Annotated in this window: 22 protein-coding genes; 12 read left to right on the top strand and 10 right to left on the bottom strand. The window is 66.9% G+C overall.

The annotated features are described in order from the left end of the window. Positions 1-18 precede the first annotated feature (18 nt). The 4 genes from BKA03_RS10335 to BKA03_RS10320 all read right to left on the bottom strand — a co-directional run bounded on the left by BKA03_RS10335 (position 19) and on the right by BKA03_RS10320 (position 2,716). The gene (locus BKA03_RS10335; protein ID WP_062076025.1) at positions 19-993 is read right to left on the bottom strand and encodes a hypothetical protein; all 975 of its coding nucleotides are present in this window, start codon (positions 991-993) and stop codon (positions 19-21) included. Further along, a complete protein-coding gene (locus BKA03_RS10330; RefSeq protein WP_062076026.1) occupies positions 990-1,322 on the bottom strand; it encodes a hypothetical protein in 333 nt (110 codons plus the stop codon). The genes BKA03_RS10335 and BKA03_RS10330 overlap by 4 nt, the downstream gene beginning before the upstream one ends. Positions 1,323-1,481: 159 nt before the next feature. Beyond that, entirely contained in the window at positions 1,482-2,252 is a 771-nt protein-coding gene (gene map, locus BKA03_RS10325) for a type I methionyl aminopeptidase (protein WP_062076027.1), read from the bottom strand. Then, positions 2,249-2,716, bottom strand: coding sequence for an NUDIX hydrolase (locus tag BKA03_RS10320; protein ID WP_238579471.1), 468 nt, complete (start codon positions 2,714-2,716; stop codon positions 2,249-2,251). Before BKA03_RS10320 ends, map begins: the two co-directional genes overlap by 4 nt. 123 nt (positions 2,717-2,839) lie before the next feature. On the opposite strand from BKA03_RS10320, the gene BKA03_RS10315 reads away from it, so the two are divergent. From BKA03_RS10315 to BKA03_RS10300, 4 genes are all read left to right on the top strand, one after another. Then, positions 2,840-3,256, top strand: a complete 417-nt coding sequence (locus tag BKA03_RS10315) for a GNAT family N-acetyltransferase (RefSeq protein WP_062076028.1) — start codon at positions 2,840-2,842, stop codon at positions 3,254-3,256. Positions 3,257-3,364: 108 nt separating this feature from the next. After that, positions 3,365-4,699 carry an HNH endonuclease gene (locus BKA03_RS10310; protein WP_062076029.1) on the top strand — a complete coding sequence of 445 codons (1,335 nt, stop codon included), beginning with the start codon at positions 3,365-3,367 and terminating at the stop codon, positions 4,697-4,699. 151 nt (positions 4,700-4,850) lie between these two features. Beyond that, positions 4,851-6,632, top strand: a complete 1,782-nt coding sequence (locus BKA03_RS10305; protein ID WP_062076030.1) for a glycoside hydrolase family 15 protein — start codon at positions 4,851-4,853, stop codon at positions 6,630-6,632. 68 nt (positions 6,633-6,700) lie between these two features. Beyond that, on the top strand, positions 6,701-7,717 hold the full coding sequence (locus tag BKA03_RS10300; RefSeq protein WP_062076031.1) for an SDR family oxidoreductase: 1,017 nt from the start codon (positions 6,701-6,703) through the stop codon (positions 7,715-7,717). Positions 7,718-7,898: 181 nt separating this feature from the next. On the opposite strand, the gene BKA03_RS10295 is transcribed toward BKA03_RS10300, so the two are convergent. Beyond that, on the bottom strand, positions 7,899-8,480 hold the full coding sequence (locus tag BKA03_RS10295; RefSeq protein WP_062076032.1) for a TetR/AcrR family transcriptional regulator: 582 nt from the start codon (positions 8,478-8,480) through the stop codon (positions 7,899-7,901). A 90-nt stretch (positions 8,481-8,570) separates the two neighbouring features. Here BKA03_RS10295 and BKA03_RS10290 point away from each other — a divergent pair, with 90 nt between their 5' ends. After that, the gene (locus BKA03_RS10290; RefSeq protein ID WP_083972019.1) at positions 8,571-10,283 is read left to right on the top strand and encodes an MFS transporter; all 1,713 of its coding nucleotides are present in this window, start codon (positions 8,571-8,573) and stop codon (positions 10,281-10,283) included. A 52-nt stretch (positions 10,284-10,335) separates the two neighbouring features. Here the strand turns inward: BKA03_RS10290 and BKA03_RS10285 are convergent, their stop codons facing one another. Together BKA03_RS10285 and BKA03_RS10280 are read right to left on the bottom strand one after the other, a co-directional pair. Beyond that, the gene (locus BKA03_RS10285) at positions 10,336-11,139 is read right to left on the bottom strand and encodes a DUF4396 domain-containing protein (RefSeq protein ID WP_062076033.1); all 804 of its coding nucleotides are present in this window, start codon (positions 11,137-11,139) and stop codon (positions 10,336-10,338) included. A 21-nt stretch (positions 11,140-11,160) separates the two neighbouring features. Continuing rightward, a complete protein-coding gene (locus BKA03_RS10280) occupies positions 11,161-12,081 on the bottom strand; it encodes an NADP-dependent oxidoreductase (protein WP_062076034.1) in 921 nt (306 codons plus the stop codon). Between the two features lie 179 nt (positions 12,082-12,260). On the opposite strand from BKA03_RS10280, the gene BKA03_RS10275 reads away from it, so the two are divergent. The 4 genes from BKA03_RS10275 (at position 12,261) to BKA03_RS10260 (ending at position 16,577) form a co-directional block, all read left to right on the top strand. Beyond that, positions 12,261-13,565: an MFS transporter gene (locus BKA03_RS10275; RefSeq protein ID WP_062076035.1), complete on the top strand. Its 1,305-nt coding sequence runs from the start codon at positions 12,261-12,263 to the stop codon at positions 13,563-13,565. 204 nt (positions 13,566-13,769) lie between these two features. Continuing rightward, positions 13,770-14,960 carry an SPFH domain-containing protein gene (locus BKA03_RS10270; protein ID WP_062076036.1) on the top strand — a complete coding sequence of 397 codons (1,191 nt, stop codon included), beginning with the start codon at positions 13,770-13,772 and terminating at the stop codon, positions 14,958-14,960. Positions 14,961-14,966: 6 nt separating this feature from the next. After that, on the top strand, positions 14,967-16,259 hold the full coding sequence (locus BKA03_RS10265) for a hypothetical protein (protein WP_062076037.1): 1,293 nt from the start codon (positions 14,967-14,969) through the stop codon (positions 16,257-16,259). A gap of 42 nt (positions 16,260-16,301) precedes the next feature. Further along, positions 16,302-16,577 (top strand): hypothetical protein, encoded by a 276-nt coding sequence (locus BKA03_RS10260; protein WP_062076038.1) that lies wholly within the window; start codon positions 16,302-16,304, stop codon positions 16,575-16,577. Between the two features lie 79 nt (positions 16,578-16,656). Here the strand turns inward: BKA03_RS10260 and BKA03_RS10255 are convergent, their stop codons facing one another. Both BKA03_RS10255 and BKA03_RS10250 read right to left on the bottom strand, forming a co-directional pair. Continuing rightward, positions 16,657-17,376, bottom strand: a complete 720-nt coding sequence (locus tag BKA03_RS10255; protein WP_062076039.1) for a polyamine aminopropyltransferase — start codon at positions 17,374-17,376, stop codon at positions 16,657-16,659. A 45-nt stretch (positions 17,377-17,421) separates the two neighbouring features. Next, entirely contained in the window at positions 17,422-17,886 is a 465-nt protein-coding gene (locus tag BKA03_RS10250) for a MarR family winged helix-turn-helix transcriptional regulator (RefSeq protein ID WP_062076040.1), read from the bottom strand. A 279-nt stretch (positions 17,887-18,165) separates the two neighbouring features. Here BKA03_RS10250 and BKA03_RS10245 point away from each other — a divergent pair, with 279 nt between their 5' ends. Continuing rightward, the gene (locus tag BKA03_RS10245) at positions 18,166-19,512 is read left to right on the top strand and encodes an MFS transporter (protein ID WP_238579472.1); all 1,347 of its coding nucleotides are present in this window, start codon (positions 18,166-18,168) and stop codon (positions 19,510-19,512) included. A gap of 37 nt (positions 19,513-19,549) precedes the next feature. Here the strand turns inward: BKA03_RS10245 and BKA03_RS10240 are convergent, their stop codons facing one another. Next, positions 19,550-21,250, bottom strand: a complete 1,701-nt coding sequence (locus BKA03_RS10240; protein ID WP_218856024.1) for a chloride channel protein — start codon at positions 21,248-21,250, stop codon at positions 19,550-19,552. A 161-nt stretch (positions 21,251-21,411) separates the two neighbouring features. On the opposite strand from BKA03_RS10240, the gene BKA03_RS10235 reads away from it, so the two are divergent. Beyond that, entirely contained in the window at positions 21,412-21,921 is a 510-nt protein-coding gene (locus BKA03_RS10235; protein WP_152649629.1) for a MarR family winged helix-turn-helix transcriptional regulator, read from the top strand. Between the two features lie 132 nt (positions 21,922-22,053). Next, positions 22,054-23,919 carry an ABC transporter ATP-binding protein gene (locus BKA03_RS10230; protein ID WP_062076043.1) on the top strand — a complete coding sequence of 622 codons (1,866 nt, stop codon included), beginning with the start codon at positions 22,054-22,056 and terminating at the stop codon, positions 23,917-23,919. The last annotated feature ends 71 nt before the right edge of the window (positions 23,920-23,990 follow it).

Genomic DNA, 23,990 nt, shown 5'->3' with positions numbered 1-23,990 from the left:
CCGTCAGTTGCGCTCGCCTCAGCGGATCTTGCTGGCGGCGTCGCGCAGCAATTGCTCGGTCACCGAATCGCGCGGCACGGGGAGCGCTTGCCTCCACTCGCCAGCTCCGATGGTCGCCACCGTAACGTCGGGGTAGAGCGGGTGGGGCGCGAAGTCGAGCCGGTCGGGGGCGCCAAAGGGGATCACCAGGTGCGACGTGGAGTAGGTCGGGACGCGGCCCCGCATGAGCCAGGAATGCCGCCCAAAGACTTCCATCGCGACCTCGTCCGCCGCGAACAATGCTCCGTGCAGTGTCATCGGCGATAGTGCGTGCTTCAGCCGTTGAACAACTCCCTGCATCCCAGCGGCCTCCGGGACCAGACGCCTACTCCCGTGTGCCGCCCACGCGGAGAGGCGGGGGTTGGCGCTGCGGGCCTCAAGGAAGGCAGTCTCCAGGAACCTGTCGACAGGGCCGAGCCCCGACACCACGGGCCGAGCGAGCGGACCGCCCGCTGCAAGCAGCGCCAAGCCGACGGGGCTCGCAGGCTTTGTGCAGGCGACCTCCCTGAGCGCGCTGACAAACGCGAGCACCACGTCTCCTGCCGATCCGTTGTACGACACGCTGATCGGGGTTCCCTCGGCCGTGGAGACCGTCAGGCGACCATCCAGAAGGTTGAGAGAGTTGCGGATGGCGACCACGTCGGCAAACGGGATGGCCACGACGTCGTACCCCTTGCCGCTGTCCGCACTACCTTTGCGCGACGGCGTGCCCATGCGTCGGCTGAGCACGGTCAGCAGGTCCTGCCCCAGCATGATCAGATGGTCGTACAGGTCCATGTCTGGCGTTGCGTTCCTGCGCGTGATGTTGCGCGGCACCTTCAGGACAAGGCGCTCAACGCCGAAATCGATCGGGTGGTTGCGATACAGGCGCGGCAAGTCCTCTATTTGCTTGACCTCGTCGACCCAGGGTCCAAAGCGGTCGTACTCGCTGAATCCCGTGAGGGCTTTTTTCATGACAACTTCCATTCGGGGTTGTGGGGGGCCGTGTCGGTCTCGCAGATGCGAGACGGCCCGGCGGCGGCCATCCGGAGGTCGACGCCGTCGAGATGGTCGAAGACGCGCCGTCTCACGCTCGCCTCTGCCAGATCGCCGATGCGCATCCGCCTTTGCGGAGTGTCGGACGGGGGCATCACGTTGAAGTCCTCGCTCCTGGGCAGCCCGTGCTCCGGGCCAGGGGCAACCACGAGGTCTTGAGGAAGGCGCACCAGGTCGCGCGCGAGCGCCCGCAGGACAACCTGCTCCTCGTCGCTGAGGGGCTCAGAAAGTACGCCCTCATGGGCCATGCTTTCCACCTTAGCCCTGAAGCGTTTTTGGCGCCGAAGTACTCCAGTCGGGGCACGCGCGGTAGCGAGACCGCTGGCGCCGTGGCGCGGGCGCGTCGTCGCTGGCGTCTGCGCGAGCACGAGACGCCCACCGATTTCGTCGGCCGCGCGCCGCCGCCCCTAGTTGGCCAGGGTGAGAATCTCGGCCCCGTCGTCGGTGATCGCAATCGTGTGCTCGCTGTGCGCGGTCCGGCAGCCCGTGGCGCTGCGGAGCGTCCATCCGTCGGCGTCGGTCACCAGCTCGTCGGTGTCAACCATGACCCACGGCTCGATCGCGAGCAGGAGGCCCGGGCGCAGCTTGTAGCCACGGTGAGGCTGCCCGATGTTGGGCACGTGCGGGTCCTGGTGCATCGTCGATCCGATGCCGTGGCCGCCAAAGTCGCCGTTGATCGGATAGCCGGCCGCGCTGAGGACCTCGCCGACGGCGTGGGAGATGTCGCCGATACGCGCACCCGGCCCCGCCACCGCAATGCCCGCGGCCAGCGCGCGTTGCGTCGCCTCGATCATCGCGACGCTCTCGGGTGGCCGGGAGTCGCCCACGATGAAGCTGATGGCGGAGTCAGCGGCGATGCCGTCCTTGAGGAACGCAAGGTCGAGGGTGAGGAGGTCGCCGTCGGCGAGCGTGTGGTCGCGGGGGAGTCCGTGCAGCACCGCGTCATTTACGGACGTGCAGATGTAGTGGCCGAAGGGTCCGTCACCGAACGAGGGCGCGTAGTCGACGTAGCAGGACACGGCCCCGGCCTCGGCAATCATGGCCTGGGTCCACTGGTCGATCTCCAGGAGGTTGGTGCCCACTTTGGTGCGCTCCCTCATGGTCTGCAGGACGTGGCCGACGAGCGCGCCCGTCGCCCTGGCGCGAACCAGTTGGGACCGGTTGAGGATCTCGATCATGCGGAGCCTTCCGTGCGAAGTCCTGAGTGCCGCGTCGTGAGCATCGGCAACACGTGGTGCTCGAGCAGCGGAGCGAGGTCGTCGGGGAGGGGCCGCGACGGGTCGAGCCACCTGAGCTCCGCGATCTCGGCGGCGGCGGCCGGATCCCCCAGCAGCGGGTGCTCGAACACGGAGCCCTGGAGCGTCAGGCCGGGCTCGTTTGCGGCATCGGCCATGAAGACGCCCAGGCTTGTCAGGCGATTGGGGTCGAGCGTGAGGCCAAGTTCCTCGGCGCACTCCCTGATCGCGGTGTGCGCCGCGGTCTCGCCCGGCTCGGGCTTGCCGCCGGGGAGCATGAAGCGTTGAGTGCCCGCCTTGCGGACGGTGAGGATCCGGCCCGATGCGTCCCTAAGGACCACCGCGCTGACGACGATGTCGGGGGTGGGCGCGTCGTTGGTGTCGTGGCCTGGCGTCATGGTGGACATGGTGGACATGGTGTCATGGCGCCCCCGTGCTCAGGACTGTGGGGATGACGTCACGATGAGATCGTCCACCGCGCCCGCCGCGAGGGCGTCGCGCGCGTCGGGCGTCTTGGGTACGGTGGCAAAGTGGATATCAGACCCGCGAAGGCGACCGACTTTGAGCGCGTCTGGCCGCTGATGCGCGACTTCCCGCTCGGTGCCGAGCCGACCTACGCGGTCGCCGAGCGGTCGTTTGCCTCGATACTCGCTCACCAGGGAGCGGCGCTGTTGGTCGCGTCGGCGGGGGAGGGCATCGTCGGCTATGCCCTTGTGTACGAGCAGCCGACGCTCTTTGCCGACGGGCCCTCCGCCTACGTGCAGGAACTCATGGTGGACGAGGCTCGCCGTGGATCGGGCATCGGCGGGGCGCTAATGGCTGCGGCCGAGCAGTGGGCGCGTGACCGCGGCTGCCGGTATGTGCGGCTCGCGACGAGTATGGCCGAGGAGTTCTATCGCGCGCGCGGTTACGACCAAGTCGCCGCGTTCTTCAAGAAGCCTCTCTAGCTTTGCTGTGGGGGTGGTGACTGCTGGGGTGGGCGCTGCGCGGGACGCGCCCGAAGGTATGGCCGTTTGCTCGCGTTAGATGTCAGTGGGTGGTGATTGACTGTATTTATGACGTTGACCACCGCTTCCGTTCGCACCGCGGCCGCCGCTGTGTGTGCTCGCGATGGTGCCGACGTCGCGGGGCTCTCGCGCGCGGAGTTGCTGGAGCTGTCGCATGATTTGGCGGGGTTGCGGCGCGCGGTGGATGTGGCGTTGGCGCAGGTGGCGGCCGAGGTGGATCGGCGTTCGGCTCCGGCCGACGGCTCGGCCGGGTTGGCCGCGCGTGAGGGCTTCCGCTCGGCGGGAGAGTTGATCGCGCGCGCTACCGGGGGGAGTGTGGCGGAGGCGCGGCGATTGGTGGCGGCGGGGGAGCTGCTGGCCAACGCTGCGGTGGAAGGCGCCGTGTTTGCGCCGCCGAGCCCACTTGCGCAGGTGCGTGTCGCGCTCGCGCGGGCCGTGCGTGAGGGGGCTCTTTCGGTCGACGCCGCCGCGGCCTTCACGTCGGCCATGGCGGGACTACCCGACACCGCCTCGACTCGCGACCTCTTCGCGCAGGCATTGAGCAAGGCGCCGGGGCTCGCGATTCATCAGGTGCGCAAACTCGTGTGGCGCGCGCAGGCGCTCGCGGATCCAGTGGGGTGGGAGGGGCGCGAGGAGCGTCAGTACGGCGAGCGGTCCGCTGGCCTGCGCGAAGATGCCGACGGCATGGTCACCCTCATCGCCAGGCTCACCCCGCTGGATGCCGCACCCGTCCGCGCCGTGTTCGACGCAAATGTGCGGTGGGCGATGCAACAGCGGCGGGACGATCCCACGTCGGACACCCGCACGCCGTGGCAGATGAGGGCCGACATCCTCGTGGACCTGTGCCGTCACGCGCTCGATTGCGACCAGCCCACGAGCGGTGTCAAGACCACCGTGGTGGTGCGGATGACGCGCGAGGAGTTGGCTGCGGGACTGGGTGTTGGTGAGGTCGATGGGGTGGCGCAGCCCGTGAGCGCCTCCGCGCTTCGTCAGGCCGCGGCCGATGCCGAGGTGATTCCGGCGATCCTTGGTGGGGCGTCGGAGGTGCTGGATTGGGGGCGGGGGCGTCGGTTGTTCACCACGGCGCAGCGCCTCGCGCTCGTGGAACGTGATGGAGGGTGCGCGTGGTGCAACGCGCCACCGAGTTGGTGCGAGGCGCACCACATCAAGTGGTGGGAAAGGGATGCGGGCATGACGGACCTGAGCAATGGAGTCTTGCTTTGTACGCGATGTCACCATCGAATACACCGGGACGGCTGGGAGATTGAAGTGCGCGGGGATGGCGCGCAGGGCGGGGTGGTGTGGTTCACGCCTCCGCGTTCCGTGGACCCTGCGCGCGCCCCGCGCCTAGGCGGGAGGGAGAGGTACGGCATCGCCGCCTGAACGCCGCCGCAGCCGGACCGGGGCATCAAATCGGCCCCCAGGGTCGTTGCACCTTGTGAGGACGTGGCGACTACGCCGGCGGCGGTCACTCCTTAGTCGCCTTGGGTGACGCGCGCATCTGTCGAGTAGCCGCTGCGGTGAGGAGCCAGCAATGGCCCGTCTGGCCGAGCGAGAGATTGCCACTTACCCCCTGCGCGACTACGCGTTTTGCGCCGATGGTGAGCGCGGCATGGTGGTGGGCCCCGACGGCACGATCGTGTGGTTGTGCGCCCCTCGCTGGGACTCTGACGCGGTGTTCTCGCGCCTGTTGGCTGGCGACGGCGGCTTCAGCATCTCGCCCACCGCCACTCCGCGCGTATCTGGCGGCTATTACGAGCCCGGCACCCTGATCTGGCACACCACGTGGACCACGGGCGCGGGCGACGTCGAGTGCGTCGACGCCCTCGCGTACCCGGGCGAGGACGGCCGCGCCATCATCCTGCGCCGCATCCAGGCTCTCGACGAAGACGCGGTGGTCGACGTGTGCCTTGCGCCCCGCGCGGGCTTTGGCGCGGCCGACGTCACGCCTGCCCACCTGGACGATGGTGCGTGGACGTGGTCTACCGGGGACATCGACGTGCGGGTGATCGGGCTCGAAGGCGCGCAGTTCACGACGGACGGCGCGCTTGTGGGCACGGTCGCGGTGCCCGCCGGCGGGAGCCACGACGTGGTGGTCGAACTGGCGGCGCGAGGAGGTTCTGGCGTGCGTGAAGCGGCTGCGGACCGGCCGAACCCCACGGGCGACCTGGACCCCGACGCGCTCTGGAGTCGCACCCGCCAGGCCTGGAGCGAGGTCGTTCCAGAGGTGAGGGGCACCGCAGCCGATGCCAACGTCACCAAGTTCTACGCCCTCGCCCATGGGCTCACGAGCAAACATGGGGGCATGGTCGCCGCCGCGACCACCGGGCTTCCCGAGCGTTTGCACGGGCCGCGCAACTACGACTATCGCTACGCGTGGATCCGCGATCAATGCTTCACGGGCCACACCGATGCCGCCTACGGCGGGCATCTTCTCCTCGATGGGGCCGTGAGTTTCATCGCCGCAAGACTGCTCGCCGACGGTGAGAACCTCAAGCCCGCCTACACCGTCGTCGGCGAGCCCGTGTCGGAGGAGCGCCCCTTGCCCGTTCCTGGATACCCAGGCTCCACGCCCATCGCGGGCAATCACGCAAACGAACAGTTTCAACTAGACGGCTTTGGTGAGGTGCTGGCGCTCTTCGCCCAAGCGGCACGCGTGGGCAGGCTGGATGACGACGGCTGGGAGGCCGCTCGCATTGCCGCCGGCGCGATTGGTGCCCGCTGGGACGAGCCGGATGCCGGCATCTGGGAGCTCGACGACCGATGGTGGACGCATTCGCGCCTGGCCTGCATCGGCGGTCTGCGTTCGATCGCCGACTACGCGCCCGACGACGACGCCCGACAGTGGCGGGACCTGGCCTACTCGATCGAGGCCAGGGTGCAAGGCACGTGCGTCACCGCACAGGGTGCGTGGAAGCGCGCGCAGGATGACGATGCTCCGGACGCCGCACTGATCATTCCCGCCCTTCGCGGTGGGTTCGACCCGCAGAGCACCACCAATTCCCGTACGGTCGATGCGGTGCTTCGCGACTTGGCGCGAGATGGTCACCTATACCGCTTCGCGCATGGGGCCGAGGAGCTCGGATCCACGGAGGGTGCGTTCCTGGTGTGCGAGGCGTCGATGGCGCTCGCGCTCTTGAGGTTGGGGCGCCGCGAGGAGGCCTGGAGGTGGTTCGAACGCGTGCGTGGACGCGTTGGCGCAGCGGGCCTGTTTTCGGAGGAGTGGAATCCACTCAAGCATGAGATGAGGGGCAATCTGCCCCAGGCGTTTGTCCACGCGATCGTTGCTCAAGTTGCGATCGAACTCGGCAGATAGTAGGTACTTAACTCGTCACCCCGCCTACCACGCCACCTATCACCCTACCCACCCATGAGGAGCAATTCATGAAGAAGACACACACATCACGCGTCGCCGTCGTCACCGGCGGATCCGCAGGCCTCGGCAGGGCGCTCGTGCGAGAACTCGCCGACCGGGGGTGGGACGTGGCGGTCATCGCCCGTGGTGCGGACGGCCTTGCCGGGGCCGTCGCCGACATCGAGAAAAGGGGGCGACGCGGTTTCTCCGTTTCGGCCGACGTCGCCGACGCGGAGGCGATCGACAAAGCCGCCAGCGCGATCGAGAAGGAATTGGGTCCGATCGACGTGTGGGTCAACGACGCCATGGCGGGGGTATTCGGTGAGTTCCTCGAGGTGTCACCCGCCGACTACCAACGCGCCACCGAGGTCAACTACCTAGGCTTCGTCAACGGAACCCGCGCCGCGTTGTCGCGCATGGTCCCCCGAGACCACGGACAGGTGATCCAGGTGGGTTCCGCGCTGGCACATCGGGGGATACCCCTGCAGTCCGCATATTGCGGCGCCAAGCATGCGATTAAGGGCTTCACGGAGTCGGTGGTGACGGAGTTAGGCCACCGCGGTTCCAAGGTGCGCGTTTCCGAGGTCGACATGCCCGCGCTCAATACCATCCAGTTCAACTGGGTCAAGAGCCTCTTGCCGCATCACCCGCAACCGGTGCCGCCCATTTTCCAGCCAGAGGTGGGCGCCCGCGTCGTCGCCGACGTCGCCGAGCGTCCGCGCAAGCGCACCTGGGTGGCCACGTCGACGGTGGCAACGATCGTGGGAAACAGGGTGGCCAGCAGGGCGCTCGATTGGTACCTGGCGCGGACAGGCGTCGACGGCCAACAGGCCCCCGACCTGAAGGAACCGATGTTGCCGAACAACCTTTACGAACCGACACCCGGAGACCACGGCGCCCACGGAGCGTTTGACGACGAGGCGCACGCGATCGCGCCTCAAGTCTGGCTGCACCGGAGGCGGCGCTTCATCTACGCGGGAGCGATGGCCGCTGCCGCCGTGGCGATGTCGACGCTCGCGACGCGCAAGGTGGCATCTTCCCGCTGAATCGGGCTCATGCCGGGCCGCACGCCTTCGCGCCAGCCCGCACTGACCCACGCGTCGGCTCACCGGCGAGCCAGGCTGCCGGAGGTGAGCCCGAGCCGAGCGTGCGGTGGGACTCGGCGGGCCACGCGATGCCGAGCCCGAGGGGTCTAGCGTTGCGTGACGTCTGCGGGCCGAGCGGCGCCTAGTTTCGAGCGAGCGGTCCCGAGACGACGGCGTTGACGAGCGCTGGCGTGACCGACGCGGGGTCTTCTCCGGCCAGGATGTGCCGCGACGCCGCCTGGACCATCGCGTCAATGAGCGAAGCCGTGAGCGACGGGTCGGGGACCCCAAGTTCCGTTAAGGCGTCCCGCAGCGGGGCGAGCGCCGCTCGGTGAAGCTCGGCGAGTCGCTCTTCCTGCGCGGGGCTGAGTCGATCACCAGGGATCGAGGCGAAGACGCGGTGAGTCGCATCGGACGCACGCGCGACGGCGTGCGTGACGTAGGCCGCGACGCGATCCACGGGGCTCGCGGCCTGCTCGACGGTGGCCGACAGGTGGGCGCTGGCCAACGAGAACGCATGGTCGATCACCGCATCCACGAGCTCATCGCGCGATGGAAAGTATTGGTAGACGCTCGTGCGGGCGATGCCTGCCGCTTCGCCCAATGCGGAGTGTGTGAGACCCGAGGGCCCCTCGGTGCCCAGTATTTCGATGCCCGCCGCAAGAAGCGCGCCGCGACGCATCTGGTGATGTTCGACGACGGTGGGGGCGTCAATGCGGGGCATGGGGGCGCTCCCTTCTCTCGGTGTCAACCAATTGGGCGACTATTGCCGTCCAGGTGATTTTACCGACACTCGCGTTGATAAGATACCGACATGACTGACGACAACCTGACAACCTCTGCCACGATTGATCCCAAGGCGCTCGGCTCCAAGCGCTGGTGGGCCCTCGCGGCGATCGCCCTGGGCGTGTCCCTAGTCATCATGGATGCGACCGTCGTGAACGTATCGCTGCCCGTGATCATCGGCGACATCAACCTCAGCTCCACACAGGCCGAGTGGATCAACGCCGTCTACTCGCTCGTCTTCGCGTCGCTCCTCCTCGTGTCCGGTCGCGCAAGCGACATCTGGGGCCGACGGCGGTTCCTGATCACCGGCGTGGTGATCTTCATGATCGCTTCCGTGTTCGCGGGAGCCGCCGATTCGGGTGCAACGCTCATCGCTGCCAGGGTCCTCCAGGGCATCGGTGCGGCGTTCCTGCTCCCCGCGACACTCTCAAGCCTCAATGCGATCTTTGTGGGCAGGGAGCGCGCCATCGCCTTCGCCGTGTGGGGATCCACGATCGGCGGCATGGCGGCAATGGGCCCGCTCGTGGGTGGCTGGCTCACCACAAATGCGACGTGGCGCTGGGCCTTCTGGATGAACATTCCGTTGGGACTGATCGTCGTGGCGCTCGCGGTGTGGGCCGTTCCGGAGAGCCGCGACGGCTCCACCCGAAGGTCCCTCGACATCGGTGGGGCCCTGCTCTCGGCCGCCGGGCTTGGCGTCCTCGTCTTCGGTCTCATTGAAGGTGAGAGCTACGGATGGTGGACCAGAGCCGACGGCTCCGCCTCGCCGATCCCCTTCGCCATCGCGGCGGGCATCGTGATCATGGTCTTTTTCGTCTTGCGCCTCGCCAGGCGTGGCGCCGCAGGCAAGACCGTGCTCGTTGACCTCGGCCTGTTCCACATCCCGACGTTCAGGTACGGCGCGATCGCGGCGCTCGTGGTCGCGATGGGGGAGTTCGGGCTGCTGTTTACCCTGCCGCTCGTGCTCCAAAACGCGCTCGGCTACTCCGCGTTGGGCACCGGTGCATTGGTCGCCGCGCTCGCCGTGGGTACCTTCTTCTCGTCGGGAATGACGCCGCAGCTCACTCGCAGGCTCGGTGCGCGCGCCATCGTGCGCGTGGGTCTGGCGGCGGAGGCTATTGCGATCGGCGGGCTGGCGTTGACGGTGTCGTCGAGCGTCTCCGGCCTCACGGTCGCATCCTTCCTGTTCCTCTATGGCTTCGGTGTGGGGCTCGCGACCGCTCAGCTGACGTCCGTCATCCTGGCCGATGTTCCCGTCGAGGAGTCCGGACAGGCGTCGGGCCTGCAGTCGACGGTCCGCCAACTCGGGTCATCGCTTGGTGTCGCGGTGCTCGGGACTTTGCTCATCGTGTCGCTGGGCCACATCACGGAGCGCAACCTCGCCAACGCGGGCGTGTCGAGCGGCCAGGCCGCCCCGATCGCCGCTGCCGTGCGCGACAGCCTCGGTGCGGCGATCCCGCCACTGGTCGCTCACGCGGCGACTGCTCAAGAGGGGGCGGCGGCGTCGGACGCCATGATCACCGCGACCCGCATCACCACCGGCGTCGCATCTGCGATCCTGCTCCTCGGCCTTGCGGCGACGCTCGCCCTTCCGCGCGAAGGCAAGGGTGAGGGCCGCGCAAGGGCGGGAGGAACGTACGATCGCGACGCGGATGGTGCTGGCGCGGGTGCTGGCGCGGCTGATGACGCGAATCGTGCTGACGCGGGCGATGCCACCGGAGAACCTGCAAAGAGTCTCTGACGGGTAGGCGTGGCGGCGAATAAAGCTGTCGTGGACGTGGCTGCCTGCCGGGCTACATGGCTTCCTTGACACCGCGCCTGATCAGCAGGGCGTTGACGGGAAAGGCGAAGGCGAACCCCGTGATCATGGCCCACTGCATCGCGAACCAAAACTCGGCCGAGAAGACGGAGGCGGTGCCGCCGAATGCGTGGGGGAACAGCGCAAGCTGAATGAGCGCCATGAGCCCGTACATGCCCACTTGCCACGAGATGATCGACGCGGTGTCGGCCTTGATCGCGTCGGCGAGGGAGCGGCGCCACGGCTGATTCCGCATCGGCGCGATGGCGAAGTACTGCAGCGCAATGCCAATGGCGAAGGCGAACACGAAGTCCCAAATCCAGGCGGCGTACATGTCACGCTCGAAGAACGCGCCCTTGCCGACCACCACCGCCAGAGCCGGGATGAGTGCCACGCCGAACTCCGCGATCACGTCTCCTATCGCGCAGCCGGCACCGCAGTGCGACGTGCTCGTCGCGATCGATATCCACTGGGGGGGCTCCGTTGCGACAGCGGCGTGCGCAGTGTCATGGCGAGGGGTGTCATGGCGAGGGGTGTCTTGGTGAGAGGTGTCGTGGTGCGCGTTTCCCTCATGCCCGCCAGCGCCTTCCAAGCGGAGGGGGGCTCTCCTGTAGCGCCGATAGAACAGGGCCCACGGCACGGAGCCAAAGAGCGTGACCACGGGAAAGGCCAGGTTCATGACGGCCATCGGTTGTGGCCTGCGGTGCACGTCGACGGCGACGGCCGCCGCGCACGCTCCCGCTATGACGAGCGAGGCCGTGGCAAGGATCGTCATCCACAGCGGGAATCCGGTGGACATGGGGCAACTCCGATCGCGGCGCTAGATGCGCACTACTACCTTGCCACGCACGTGCCCACCCTCGAGCGCGCGATAGGCATCGGCCGTATCGGCGAGATCGAATACCTGGGAGACCTCGACGCTCAACTTGCCTGCGTCGATGAGCTCGGCCAGTTCGGCAAGTCCGGCCGCGTCGGGGCGCACCCACAGGTTCACTCCGCCGAGCTCGACCACGCGAGCGTCGGCGATCGACACCACGCGCCCGCCGTCGCGCAACAGCTGTTGTGTGCCGTCCAACGAGGCGCCGCCCGCGAAGTCGAGGATCACGTCGTAGCCGCCAGCGGAAGCCTCGAGCGCGCGTTCGACCAGCCCGTCGCCGTACTCGATTGGTGTGGCCCCAAGCGAGGCGAGGTAGTCGTGATTGTGAGCCGATGCGGTGGCCACCACGGTCGCACCTGCGAGGGCGGCCAGCTGGATGCCAAAGCTGCCCACTCCGCCCGCGCCGCCGTGAATGAGCACGCGGTCGCCGGGGCCGACACCGGCGCGTCGAACGCTCTGCAGTGCGGTGAGGCCCGTGAGCGGAACGCCCGCGGCCTGCTCAAAGCTGATCGAGCGGGGCTTGTGTGCGAGCGTGCGCACGGGGACCGCCACCTGCTCTGCAAGCGTGCCGCCGGCAAGCACGTCCTTGCGGGCGTACGCGTAGACCTCGTCGCCCACGGAGAACTCGGGGGTGTCGATGCCCGTTTTTAGTACGACGCCCGCGACGTCCCAGCCGGGGACGATGGGGAACACCGCGTCCATGATGGGGTTCAGGTAGCCGAGTCGCACCTTGTAGTCCACCGGATTGAGGCCCGCAGCCTTCACCCCGATGACGAGGACGTCTGGGCCAATGTGGGGCTCGGGGATGTCGGTGAGGGTCAGGACGTCGGCAGAGCCGAACTCGCTATAGGTGATTGCACGCATACCTAGCGCAACCCCGCGGAAGGTGGCGCGATTCCCGTTCGGCCCGCGGGTGGCGTGGAGGTGAGGTTGGTCGGGCCCCGCTGGGAACAGCGAGTGCGCGATACTGGACGGTGTCCGCACGTCCCGCGGACGGGGCTCGATGAAGAGCGCTCCCGCACTCGCTTCTCAGATCGGCTCTCATGTCCTCGCTTGACCCGCCCGTGCTTACCCCCACACGCACCAGGATGGCCCTGTTCGCCCTGGCCCTCGGTGGCTTCGGCATCGGCACCACCGAGTTTGTCGCGATGGGCCTACTTCCCAACATCGCACGGGACCTCCTTCCGCACCTGTGGGCCACCAACCAGGCGGACGCTCTCGCCAAGGCGGGCATTGTGATCTCCGCGTATGCGGCAGGGGTCGTCGTGGGAGCCCCCACGATTGCCGCCATGGCCGCACGGTTTCCGCGCAAGACGCTGCTGGCGTGGCTCACCGTCGCCTTCACGGTGGGCACGATCGCTTCGGCCCTCGCGCCGACTTTCGCGACCGTCGTCATCTTCCGCTTCGTCGCGGGACTCCCGCACGGCGCGTACTTCGGGGTGGCGGCGCTCGCGGCCGCCAAGCTCATGGGTTCCGAGAAGAGGGGCCAGGCGGTCGCGTTTGTTCTTTCCGGCCTGACGATCGCCAACGTCGTGGGTGTTCCGGCGATCACCTACCTTGGTCAGCACACGTCGTGGAGGGTTGCCTACCTCGCGGTGGCGGGCATCTTTGCCCTGACCACGGTCGCGATCCTTGCAGTGGTTCCGCACCAGGACGGCGATCCGCACGCGACCGTCGCCCGCGAGCTTGGTGCCTTCAAGCGCCCCGCGGTCTGGTTCGCGCTGCTCACCGGCGCGCTCGGCTTCGGCGGGTTCTTCGCGGTCTACACGTATGTGTCGCCCATGGTCACCGAGATCACTGGCTCTCCCGAACGGCTTGTGCCCGCCGCGCTGATCACTCTCGGCGTCGGGACGACCATCGGCAACGTCATCGGCGGCAAGCTCGCCGACCACGGCGCGCTGAGGGCCGTCCTGTGGCTCTTTGGCGCCCTCACCGTTGCGTTCTTCGCGGTCATCGTGTTGTCGCCGACCCTGCCAGGACTTCTGGTGGCCCTGTTCCTCGTGGGTCTGGCCGCGTCGGCCATCTCGCCTGCAATCCAGACGCGCCTGATGGACGTCGCGGGCGATGCCCAAACCATGGCAGCAGCGGTGAACCACGCCTCGCTCAATGTGGGCAACTCGCTCGGGGCATTCCTGGGCGGCGCCGTGATCGCGGCAGGGTGGGGCTACCTCGCGCCGACGTGGGTGGGGCTTGCGCTCGTGGTGCCTGGCGTGATTTTTGCGCTCGCGGGTTGGTTCGTGACGCGCGGCCGTGCCGGGATTGGGCAACGTGACGTGAGTGGCACGACGCCAGACGACGGCGACGAGGCCGAAATCCTCGCGGCGGCCAGTGCCCCGTTGGGTTCGTAGCGCGGTCGGAAACGCAGCGGTCGTGGAAAGGTACGCGCCGCGGTGCGGCTACCCTCCGGGGCCCTGTTCGGGCTCGGGCCGCTGTGATACGTTTTTCGCAATGTTGCGCCCGCACACGGCACGCAGATTCCAGGCGGAGGTCAATCTCCGTGGTGAGCAGGGGGATAGCTCAGGCACATCCCGCCTCGAAGGACGGAATTGACGATGGGGTTCATTCAGATTGTGGCGGGTGCCGTGAGTGGCGCCGTCGGCTCGACCGCGGCGGACCAGTTCATTGACTTCTTTGTGCCGCCAAGCAACGTGTCCGACACGGCAGTCGTCTTCCCCGCGGTGATGCAAGAGACCAACGCGGGTCGAGGACAAAACACTCGCGCGTCGACCAACATCATCACCAACGGCAGCAAGATCGTGGTGCCCGAGGGCTACGGACTGCTGACGTTCCAGGATGGCGGCGTCACCGGTTTCATCGCCGAGCCGGGCGCGTACCAGTGGAACAGCGCCGACCAGAACTCGAAGTCGGTATTCACCGGGGGCGGCGTCTTCAGTTCGACGCTGCAGACGTCATGGGAGCGCTTCAAGTTCGGAGGCCAGCCGGGATCGCAGCAGCTGGCGTTCTACGTGAACCTCAAGGAGGTCCCGAACAACAAGTTCGGCACCCAGAGCGCAATCTATTGGGACGACGCATACCTGAACGCCCAGGCTGGCGCCATCACGCGCGGCACCTACGTCATCCGGGTTGTTGACCCCATCCTGTTCGTCAAGACCCTTGTTCCGGCGAACTACATCACCGCAAACGCGGCCCAATTCGACATCACGCAGTTCGACAACCCCGTCTCCGAGCAGCTGTTCAGCGAAGTGGTGGGGTCGCTCGCCGGCGCATTCTCGCGCTACGTGAATGATCCCGCCCAAGAGCACCGAATCACCCGCATCCAGGGCGACTCCGTCGGCTTCGCACAGTCGCTCGCGAGCGAGGTCGAGAAGAACTACACCTGGACGTCCGGTCGCGGCATCACGATCACGCAGGCGACGCTCGTGGCGATCGAGTACGACGCCGACACTCAGGCGCTCCTCTCCGACGTGCGGAAGGCCGACGCTTTGAGCGGCGGCCGTGCCGATTCGTTCCTCAAGCAGTCAATCGCCCGCGGCGTCGAGAGCGCAGGCGAAAACGGCGGCGGCGGCACGGGGCTCGCAATGATGGGGATGGGCATGGGGGCCATCGGCAATCTGGTGCAGCCCACCCCGGCCACGCCTGGCGTCGGCGGGGTGGCCGCTCCAGCAACGGCAGCGGCCCCCGATCCCGCCGTCCAGCTCACTCAGTACAAGAAGATGCTCGATGATGGGCTCATCAATGATGCGGACTTCGACGCGCTCAAGAAGAAGATTCTCGGGCTGTAACACGGAATGAGCACCGAAAACGTGGGTTCGGCGGGCGAGGGACAAGTGCCCGCTCAGGCGGCTCCGCCACCGGCGGGCGCCGAGTCCTCAGCGACCGGCGCCTTGCCCCTGCCGGGACCCGATCCGAACGCGCCGCAGATCATCGCGACCCCTGACGGAGGGGGAGATGGCGTCAATCGTTGCGCTCGCTGTGGTGCGAGCGATGTCGTCTACGACGCCGCGACGGCGATGTTCATGTGCGGCTTCTGTCGGTACGAGTGGCAAGCCGTGGCCATCGACGCCGCGATGGGCCTGAGCGACGGAATCGACAAGCTCCATGGAACCGTGATGTCGACCGCCGCCGTCGACATCGAAGACCAGGGCGCCCTGGTGACCCTCCACTGCGACGGCTGCGGCTCCGACGTCGTGATCGACACCGACCACAACTTGCGCGCCAGGTGTCACTGGTGCAAGCACGAGCTGTCACTCAACAACCGGGTGCCAAATGGCGCGGTACCTGACGGCATCCTGCCGTTCTCCGTGACCAAGGAGCAGGCGATGGCGAATATCGCGGCCTTCGTCGCCGAGCGCAAGTCCTTCGCCAAGGCCGAGTTCAGCACGACGTTCCGGCCGGAAAACGTGATGGGCGTCTACCTGCCCTACATGACGGTCGACGGGAACATCACCGCGCGACTTGACGGCGTGGGTGAGGTGCTTGAGAAGCGCATCCAGGTGGGCGAGAACCAGACGCGCTACCGCATTCGCAGGTTCTCCTTGCTTCGGACCTTCAAGATCGCGATCGACGACGACGTGGTCGCGAGTTCGTTTGACAAGGCCAACATTCGCTCGGAGGTCAGCACCAACAACATCATCGATGCGATCCTGCCGTTTGATGTGAAGAACATCGTGCGCTTCAACAGCAACTTCCTGGGCGACGTGTACACGTCCGAGCGCAGGGACATGGACATCGATCAAGCCAAGTCCTACGCGGGCGATCACTTTCTCACCATCGCGCGCGCCTCGGCCTATCAAACGGTGACCGGTTATGACCGAGGGGTTCGCTGGGAATCCGAGCAGGTCCAGATCGTGGGCAGCAGGTGGACCTCCGTGTTGCTTCCCTTCTGGCTATACGGCTTCGTCGAGCAGAAGAACGACGGAGAGGTGACGCACTACATGGCTGTCAATGGGCGATCCGGAGCCACCATGGGAAGCGTTCCCATCAACACCGGCAAGGCGGCCCTCGTGTCGTGGTCGGTGGCGATCGCGGTGTCGGCGATCACATGGCCCATCGCGATCATGGCAATACTCGCATCGCGATGATGAGGGCAGCGTGAAAATGCGCCAACGGATGGGAAGTGCGGGATGAGTGGTTCGTCGAACGGGGTCGGCTTTGTTGAGGTCGCGCTCTTTGTCGCGGGCCCTGCGTCAGGCATTTTCGTCTATCAGAGCATCCAGTCCAAGTACCGCAACCGTGGCGCGAGGTATATGCCTGAGCGCGACGTCTCTCGAGCTGTGACCGACATGGTCGTGGAGGACACCTTCACCGAAAGGGTGACGGTCGACAACTCCTCGACCACCCGCCGCAATGAGGCGACGCCTGCGGTGAGGGCGGCGTTCTCCAAGGTCACCGAGGCCTGACGCGCCCTGCGTCGGACTCGTGGGGTCGATGCCTTCGCGTCGAGGGTCACGGGCCGTGCGGTCGAGTTCCCGTGGAGCGCTAGCGTTCGCCGCGAATCCCCGAGTAGATCGTCGCGGTCGCATCCCGACCCTGCAGGGGGTTGGGGAATGTCACGACCTGAGACTCGACATCGGCAAAGACCTGGGCAAGGACCTCGAGATAGACGGGGTCTGGCGGGTCATTGGACCACATCGCATACACGCCGCCCTGCTTGAGGTGCGTGGCCAAGGAGCGCATGCCATCCACGCCGTAGAACGATGCGCTGCCGTCGTCCAGCACGTGAACGGGGGAGTGGTCGATGTCGAGGAGTATCGCGTCGAAGAGTCTGCCGGGCCTGCCGGGATCGAAGCCCTCGCCCGCCGCCATCGCGAAGAAGTCGCCTAGTTGGAGGCGGCACCTCGAGTCCGCCGTGAGCGTCGGCCCTAGTGGGACGAGTCCACGCTCGTGCCAGCTGATGACGGGCTCGAGCAGTTCGACCACGACCATCTCTCGCACGCGGGGGTCCTCGAGAGCGGTCACGGCGGTATAGCCGAGTCCGAGACCCCCCACCACGACGTCGAATCCGGCGCCGGCCAATCGCGCGAGCCCGATGCGTGCCAACGCCTCTTCGGCGGCAGTGAACATGCTCGACATGAGCCATTCGTCGTCGAGCTTGACCTCAAAGATGTCGATGCCCGTAGACGGGTCGGTGCGCCGGCGCAAGGCGATGTCGCCAATCGCCGTGGGACTGAAGTCGAGCTCCTCGAACCTCGCGCTCATGAGACCGTTCCCTTTCGCTGGCCGGGGCGGCTCGCTGCCGTCACCCTATCCGGCTGGCGGTGGCGCGAGGCGCGAAAGGATCAAGGCCAACTCGTTGGGGCTCACCTCCGCGCGTCGGCCAAGCTCACGGTCAAGCGCCAGGAGTCGTGCCGAGATCGCGCGGAACTCACGCTGACCGCTCTCCGTGAGTCGCACCAAGACGGCGCGGCCGTCTGTCTGGCTCTCGGATCGTCTGACCATTCCGCGCTGGGTCATCCGCCGCAGCATCTGCGTGATTGCGGGTGTTGTCATGCCTGACCGAGCGGCAACTTCTGTCATCGGAATTCCAGGATAACTATGGGCGAAGTGTCGGGCGAGCAGGGCTTGAGCGACCGTCATGTGGGCGTCTCCCGCGCGTGCCTCGACCTCGGCCGACACCGCGCGCGCCGCGTCGAGAAGCGCACCCACAAGTCCGCCTGCGCAGGCAAGGTCGGTGTCGTCGGTTTCCGCTGAGTTGCGTGCGGCACCCATCGAATGTGGCGAGTGGCAAGCCGCCGTGGCACTCGCTGAGCGTTCCGGGCCCGTCCTCGTAGCGGCGTCCGAACGTGCGGCTCCAAGGTTTCGCTGTGGCCTCGCGGTGGGGGTGTTCTTTTCCGTCATTGTTAACACGTTAATTAACTCGTCACACAAATGACCGGGAGAGTCCGCAGCGCGGTGCGAGATGGTGCGGGGCACGACCGCGCGGGGCAAGACGGCACAGGCGTCCGGGGGTGGCAAACCGGCACCCGGAGCCACCTCTATTCTGCTGGGGTGACGCACCACGAGACCCAGCCGGTCAGGCATCGGCGCCTCGTCGACCTCGCACCTCTGAGGACCAATCCCGCTTTTGCCCGCCTCTGGATTGGTGGGCTGATCTCCGGCATCGGCGCGCAGATGTCCATCGTTGCCGTGGGCCTGCAGATCTATGCAATGACGAGGTCCACCTTTGCGGTGGGTCTCGTGGGCGGGATCGCGCTCTTGCCCATGGTCGTGGCGGGCCTGTGGGGCGGCATGATTGCGGACGTCCTGGACCGGAGGCGCGTGCTGATCGTGGCCGCACTCGTGGGTTGGAGCAGCACCCTGGGCCTCGTCGCGCTGTCGACGTGGGACGCGGTCCTCACGAGCCACGGCCACGCCCATGCGCAGGTCTGGCCGCTGTACGTCGTCACGACCCTCAATGCGGTCGCCGCGACAGTGTCAAACGCGACCCGTGGTGCCGTGGTGGGACGCATCGTGCCGCCGGACATGATCTCTCGCGCGACCGCGCTCAATGGCATTTCGTTCGGCGCAATGCTGACAGTCGGCCCGGCCGTGGCTGGCGTCCTTGCCGCGAGTGTGGGCCTGCCGTGGACCTTCGCTGCCGATGCGGTGCTCTTCAGCGCGGGGTTCATCGGCATCTGGACTTTGCCTGCACTGCCGCGATTGGGGGAGAGGGTCGAAGCGGGATGGGGTGTGCTGACCGAGGGACTCCGGTTTTTGCGGACGGCGCCAAACATTCGCATGAGCTTCATAGTGGACATCGTCGCCATGACGTTCGGGCGGCCCTATGTGCTGTTCCCTGCCCTTGGCGCCACCGTGGTGGGGGGAGGCCCGCTCACCGTGGGTGCGCTGACTGCCGCGGGCGCGGCTGGCACCATCCTCACCAGCCTCTTCTCGGGACCGGTGGCACGCGTGCATCGCCACGGCCTCGCGATTGCCAGGGCGATTACGGTGTTCGGCGGCTTTGTGCTCCTGTTTGGCGTGGTGACGCTCGCGATGGGCGCGAGCCACCACGTGCCGGCACCTGGCTGGGGAGGCATTCACTGGACCGCGCTGATCCTGTTGGGAATCGCGCTCGCAGGCATGGGGGCCGCCGACGAGGTGAGCTCGATCTTCCGCCAATCCATGATCATCCAGGCCGCGCCGGACGAGATGCGTGGCAGGCTGCAGGGCGTCTTCGTCGTGGTGGTGACGGGTGGACCGCGCATCGGCGACATGTACGTCGGGCTGTTTGCTCTCGCCGCCGCCGCGTGGTGCCCCCCGCTATTCGGAGGCGTGATGATTATCGGCCTGATCGCCCTGCTCACTCGCGTGCAACGGTCGTTCAGGGACTACGACGCGCGCGATCCGACGCCATAGCGGCACGCGTAGCGAAAGGCTGGAGTGGTCCCCGAACCTACTTCGAGATCTCCGGTGCCACGGGTTGAGCGGTCATGCGTCGCAGCACCGAGTCACGGCGCAGCCAACCGACCACTACGCCTTCGGAGTCGAGCACAGGGATGCCGTCGTAGACCTCCTCACCCAGTAAGACGCCGAGAACCGACTCGATCGGATCGTCCGGACCCACGTATTCGCGCCACTCGATGAGCTGAGACACCGTGACGGCCTCGGCGTCGTCGTCACCCATTGCCGCCGCTGCGCCTACCGCGGTGATGACGCCCACGTAGTCACCGTGCTCAGTGAGCACCGGCAACCCTGGCCGCCGCGATATCCGAAGCGCGCGTAGCGCTTCCTGCAGCGACATGCGCGTGCCGACGGACTTGGGCGCCGGGAGCATAAAGTCGCGAACGGTGAGTCCCGCCAGTTCGGGGCGCGGTGGCTGCGCCGAGATGTCGACGCCTCGCCTCATGAGCTTCGCTGTGTACACCGACTCCTTTGACATTCCCGTCGAGACCATCGTCGAGATCACGACGGCGAGCAGCAGCGGCAGGATGATCGAATACTCGCCGGTGAGCTCGAACAGAATGATGACGGCGGTAATCGGTGCGCGTGACGCGCCGGCAAAGACGGCGCCCATCCCCACGAGGGCATACGCGCCGGGGTTGATGCCGACGCCGGGGAAGGCATGCGCGGCAACTTGACCGAATCCCGCGCCGAGCGTCGCACCCAGGAAGAGGGCAGGAGCGAACACTCCTCCGGAGCCGCCGATCGCGATGGTGAGCGAGGTGGCGATTATCTTGCCCACCAGGAGGAGGAGGAGGAAGCCCACCAGGTACTTGCCCATGACGGCGTTCTCGAGCACCGGATAGCCCACGCCGTACATCTGGGGAAGCACAAGCAGGAGCAGTCCCAGGAGCAGCCCACCCACCGCGGGGCGAAGCCACTCCGGGCCCTTCCACAAGCGGTCGGCCACGTCTTCGAAGCCGTAGAGCACCTTGACGAATGCGGTGGCAACCACCGCCGCGAGAAGGCCGAGTACCGCATACAGCGCGTATTCGCCCATCGAGTGGACGGTGAATGAGGGCAGGCTGAGGAACGCCACGTCGCCAAACGCGGCGCGGCCGATCACGGAGGCCGTCACCGAGGCCAGCACGACCGCGGCGAAGGCGCGGGCGACGAAGTTGGCGAGCAACAATTCAAGGGCGAAGAACACGCCCGCGATGGGTGCGTTGAATGTGGCCGCGATGCCACCGGCGGCGCCGCACGCCACCAGGAGTCGCACCTGCGACTCGTTGAGTTTGGTCCATCGCGCGAGCGTGGAGCCCATCGCCGATCCGATCTGGACGATGGGTCCCTCGCGGCCGACGGAACCTCCCGCACCGATCGTGATGGCCGAGGCGAGCGCCTTGATGAGCGCCACCCTGGCGGGAATCCGTCCGGCGCGCTTGTTGATGGCGTACATGACCTCGGGCACACCGTGACCGCGGGCCTCGGGGGCGAAGCGGTGCACCAGCGGTCCGTAGACGAGCCCGCCAACGACAGGGACGAGCACGATGAAGAATCGGCCCATCCAGGGAAGCCACGGATGCGCCGCGTGGCCGGCGTCGGAATAGTCGGCGGTGCCTGTGAAGAAGTGGGTCGCTATCTTGATGAGCCAGCGGAATGCCACTGCGCCGACTCCCGCCAAGGCGCCCACGACGATCGCAAGGACGATCATGGCCGAGTTCTCGGAGCGGCGGAGCCAGGCGTTTACGCGCCGGCGGAGGGGCATTTTGGGGAGCGGGGTCACGTGGTTCCTCAACAGTTACAAGGGGTTCCTCAACAGTTGTATGACAACAACAGTTGTAGAATAGCAGGTGAGCGGGTTACCTTTGTGGCGTGTCCCCTGAACCAGCGAATGTGGTGCCCGCAACAACCGTGCGTGCACGCCGCACTATTGACGAGGCGGCGATGGCGACCCTGGTCGCCTCCCGATCCCTCCTCGGCTTTGTCGCGCAGTCACTCGCGCCCGCGCTCGAGGAGATGACGATGCCGCAGTTCAGGGTCCTCGTGGTGCTCGACGGGGATGGGCCCTTGCGTATGGGGGACCTGGCCGAGCGCATCGGCGTGCATCCCTCTACGCTCAGCCGCACCGTCGACAAGCTCGTCGGCGCCGGGTGGCTGGAACGCGCAAGCGGCGAGGAGAGCAGAAGGGAAGTACACGTTGCGCTGACTCGGCGCGGCCAGAAGCTGGTCGACGAGATTACCGCGCAGCGTCGTTCGGGGATTGCGGGCGTATTGAAGGGTCTTGGCCCGGAGGACCGTGCTGCGGTCCACCGCGGAATGGAAATCTTTGCGGCCGCCGCGGGCGAGGCGTCGCCCGACGACCTGCTTGAGCTTGGTCTCTAGTCCCCATTGACGCGGGTCGACAGTCGCCACCTCGACCCACGGGTGCGTCGCAGGTTCGTCGGAGACCTCGCTTAGGCTGAGCGCATGTCCCACCCGCCCACGGGCTCCCGTCGCGCTGCCACCGGAGGTGGAATGCCTGGTAGGGGTCTGACCGGTCGCGCCGATCCGGACGTACTGCGCGCCGAGAACGCCGCGGCCCCACACGTGCCTGACCTGTGGAAGCGCGTCGGCGCCATGTTCATCCCCTATCGGAAGCACATCGCGCTCACCGTGGTGCTGGTGTTGGCGACGTCGGCGGCAAGTGTTGTGCCTCCTTTGCTCGTCCAACGCATCTTTGACGGCGCGCTCTTCCCGACGGACGGAGCGGGGGGGACCGCGCCCCCTCACCTAAGTCTGCTGACCGGGTTGGTGTCGCTCATGATCGGCATCTTCGTCGCGTCGGCGGGCCTGAGCGTCTGGCAGACCTGGGTGACCTCGAACGTGGGCAACAGGGTGACGGGAGACTTGCGGGTCACGCTGTTCGACAAGCTGCAACGCATGGAGCTCGCGTTCTTCACGCGCACCAAGACGGGCGTGATCCAGTCCCGGCTGCAGAACGACGTGGGCGGCGTCGCGGGCGTGCTCACCACGTTTGTGTCGAGCATCGTGGGCAACACGGCGACGGTCATTGCCTCGCTCGTGGCGATGATCGTGCTCGACTGGCGTCTCACGCTCCTCGCCGTGGTGCTCATGCCCGCGCTCGTCGTGGCGCAGCGGCGCGTCGGCCTGGTGCGTCAACGCATCGCGGCCAAGACTCAGGAGTCGCTGTCCGAAATGACGTCGATCACTCAGGAGACGCTATCGGTGAGCGGCATCCTGCTGAGCAAGGTCTACAACAGGCGCGGCTTTGAGTCCGAGCGCTACGCGGGGGAGAACAGGACCCTGATCCGCCTCCAGATCCAGCTGGCGATGAGCGGGCAGTGGTTCTTCGGCATGGTGACCGTCATCATGTCGTCGGTTCCCGCCATCATCTACCTGGCATCGGGTCTGCTTCTGGCGCGCGGAGGCGAGGCGGGTGGCGGCGTGATCACCGCGGGCACCATCGTCGCCTTCACCACGATCCAGGCGCGCCTGCTCTTTCCGCTCATGTCGCTCATGCGCGTCGCTCTTGAGGTGCAGACGTCGCGCGCGCTGTTTGCCAGGATTTTCGAGTACCTCGACCTGACCCCCGCCATTTCCGATGCTCCAGACGCGCGCGATGCGTCGGACGCGCCCGGTCCCGTCGGGGCCATCGAGTTTCGCGACGTGACCTTCCGGTACCCGGACGCGTCCGAAGACGCGCGGGCGACGCTTGACGGCATTTCCTTTGCCGCGAAGCCCGGTGAGACGCATGCCTTCGTGGGTCCTTCGGGCGCGGGAAAGACCACGATCGTTTACCTGGCCGCCCGGCTCCACGAGGCCTCCGGGGGCAGCGTGGTCTTTGCGGGCACGGACGTGCGCGAGCTCACCCAGGATTCGGTCGTCGAACAGGTGGGCGTCGTCACCCAAGAGACGTACTTGTTTCACGCGACCATCGCCGAGAACCTGCGCTATGCACGGCCAGACGCGACCGACGAGGATCTGGTCGCGGCATGCAGGGCCGCGAATATTCACGACACCATTGAGAGCTTCGAGCACGGCTACGACACGGCGGTGGGCGAGCGAGGTTATCGGCTCTCGGGCGGCGAGAAGCAGCGCATCGCCATCGCCAGGGTCCTGCTGAAGGACCCGCCCATCCTGCTGCTCGATGAGGCCACGAGCGCGCTCGACACTTTGAGCGAGCGCGTGGTTCAGGAGGCGCTCGACAACGCCTCCCGGGGGCGCACGACGCTCGTGGTGGCACACCGTCTGTCGACTGTGGTCGATGCGGACGTGATCCACGTGGTCGCCGCCGGCCGCATCGTCGAATCGGGCACCCATGCCGAACTGATGGCGCTTGCCGGGCGCTACGCCGAACTCGCGGCCGGGCAGGCCCGCTAGCGAGGGCAACACTCCCGAGTCCCACTAGCCGACCCTCATGTATACCTAGTATAGTACTCCGTATGTACCTC

This window comes from Demequina lutea (assembly GCF_013409005.1).
In the GTDB taxonomy this organism is placed as follows: Bacteria; Actinomycetota; Actinomycetes; order Actinomycetales; family Demequinaceae; genus Demequina; species Demequina lutea.
The sequence above is the reverse complement of the archived record's forward strand: the minus strand, read 5'-3'. Positions and strand labels throughout refer to the sequence as shown.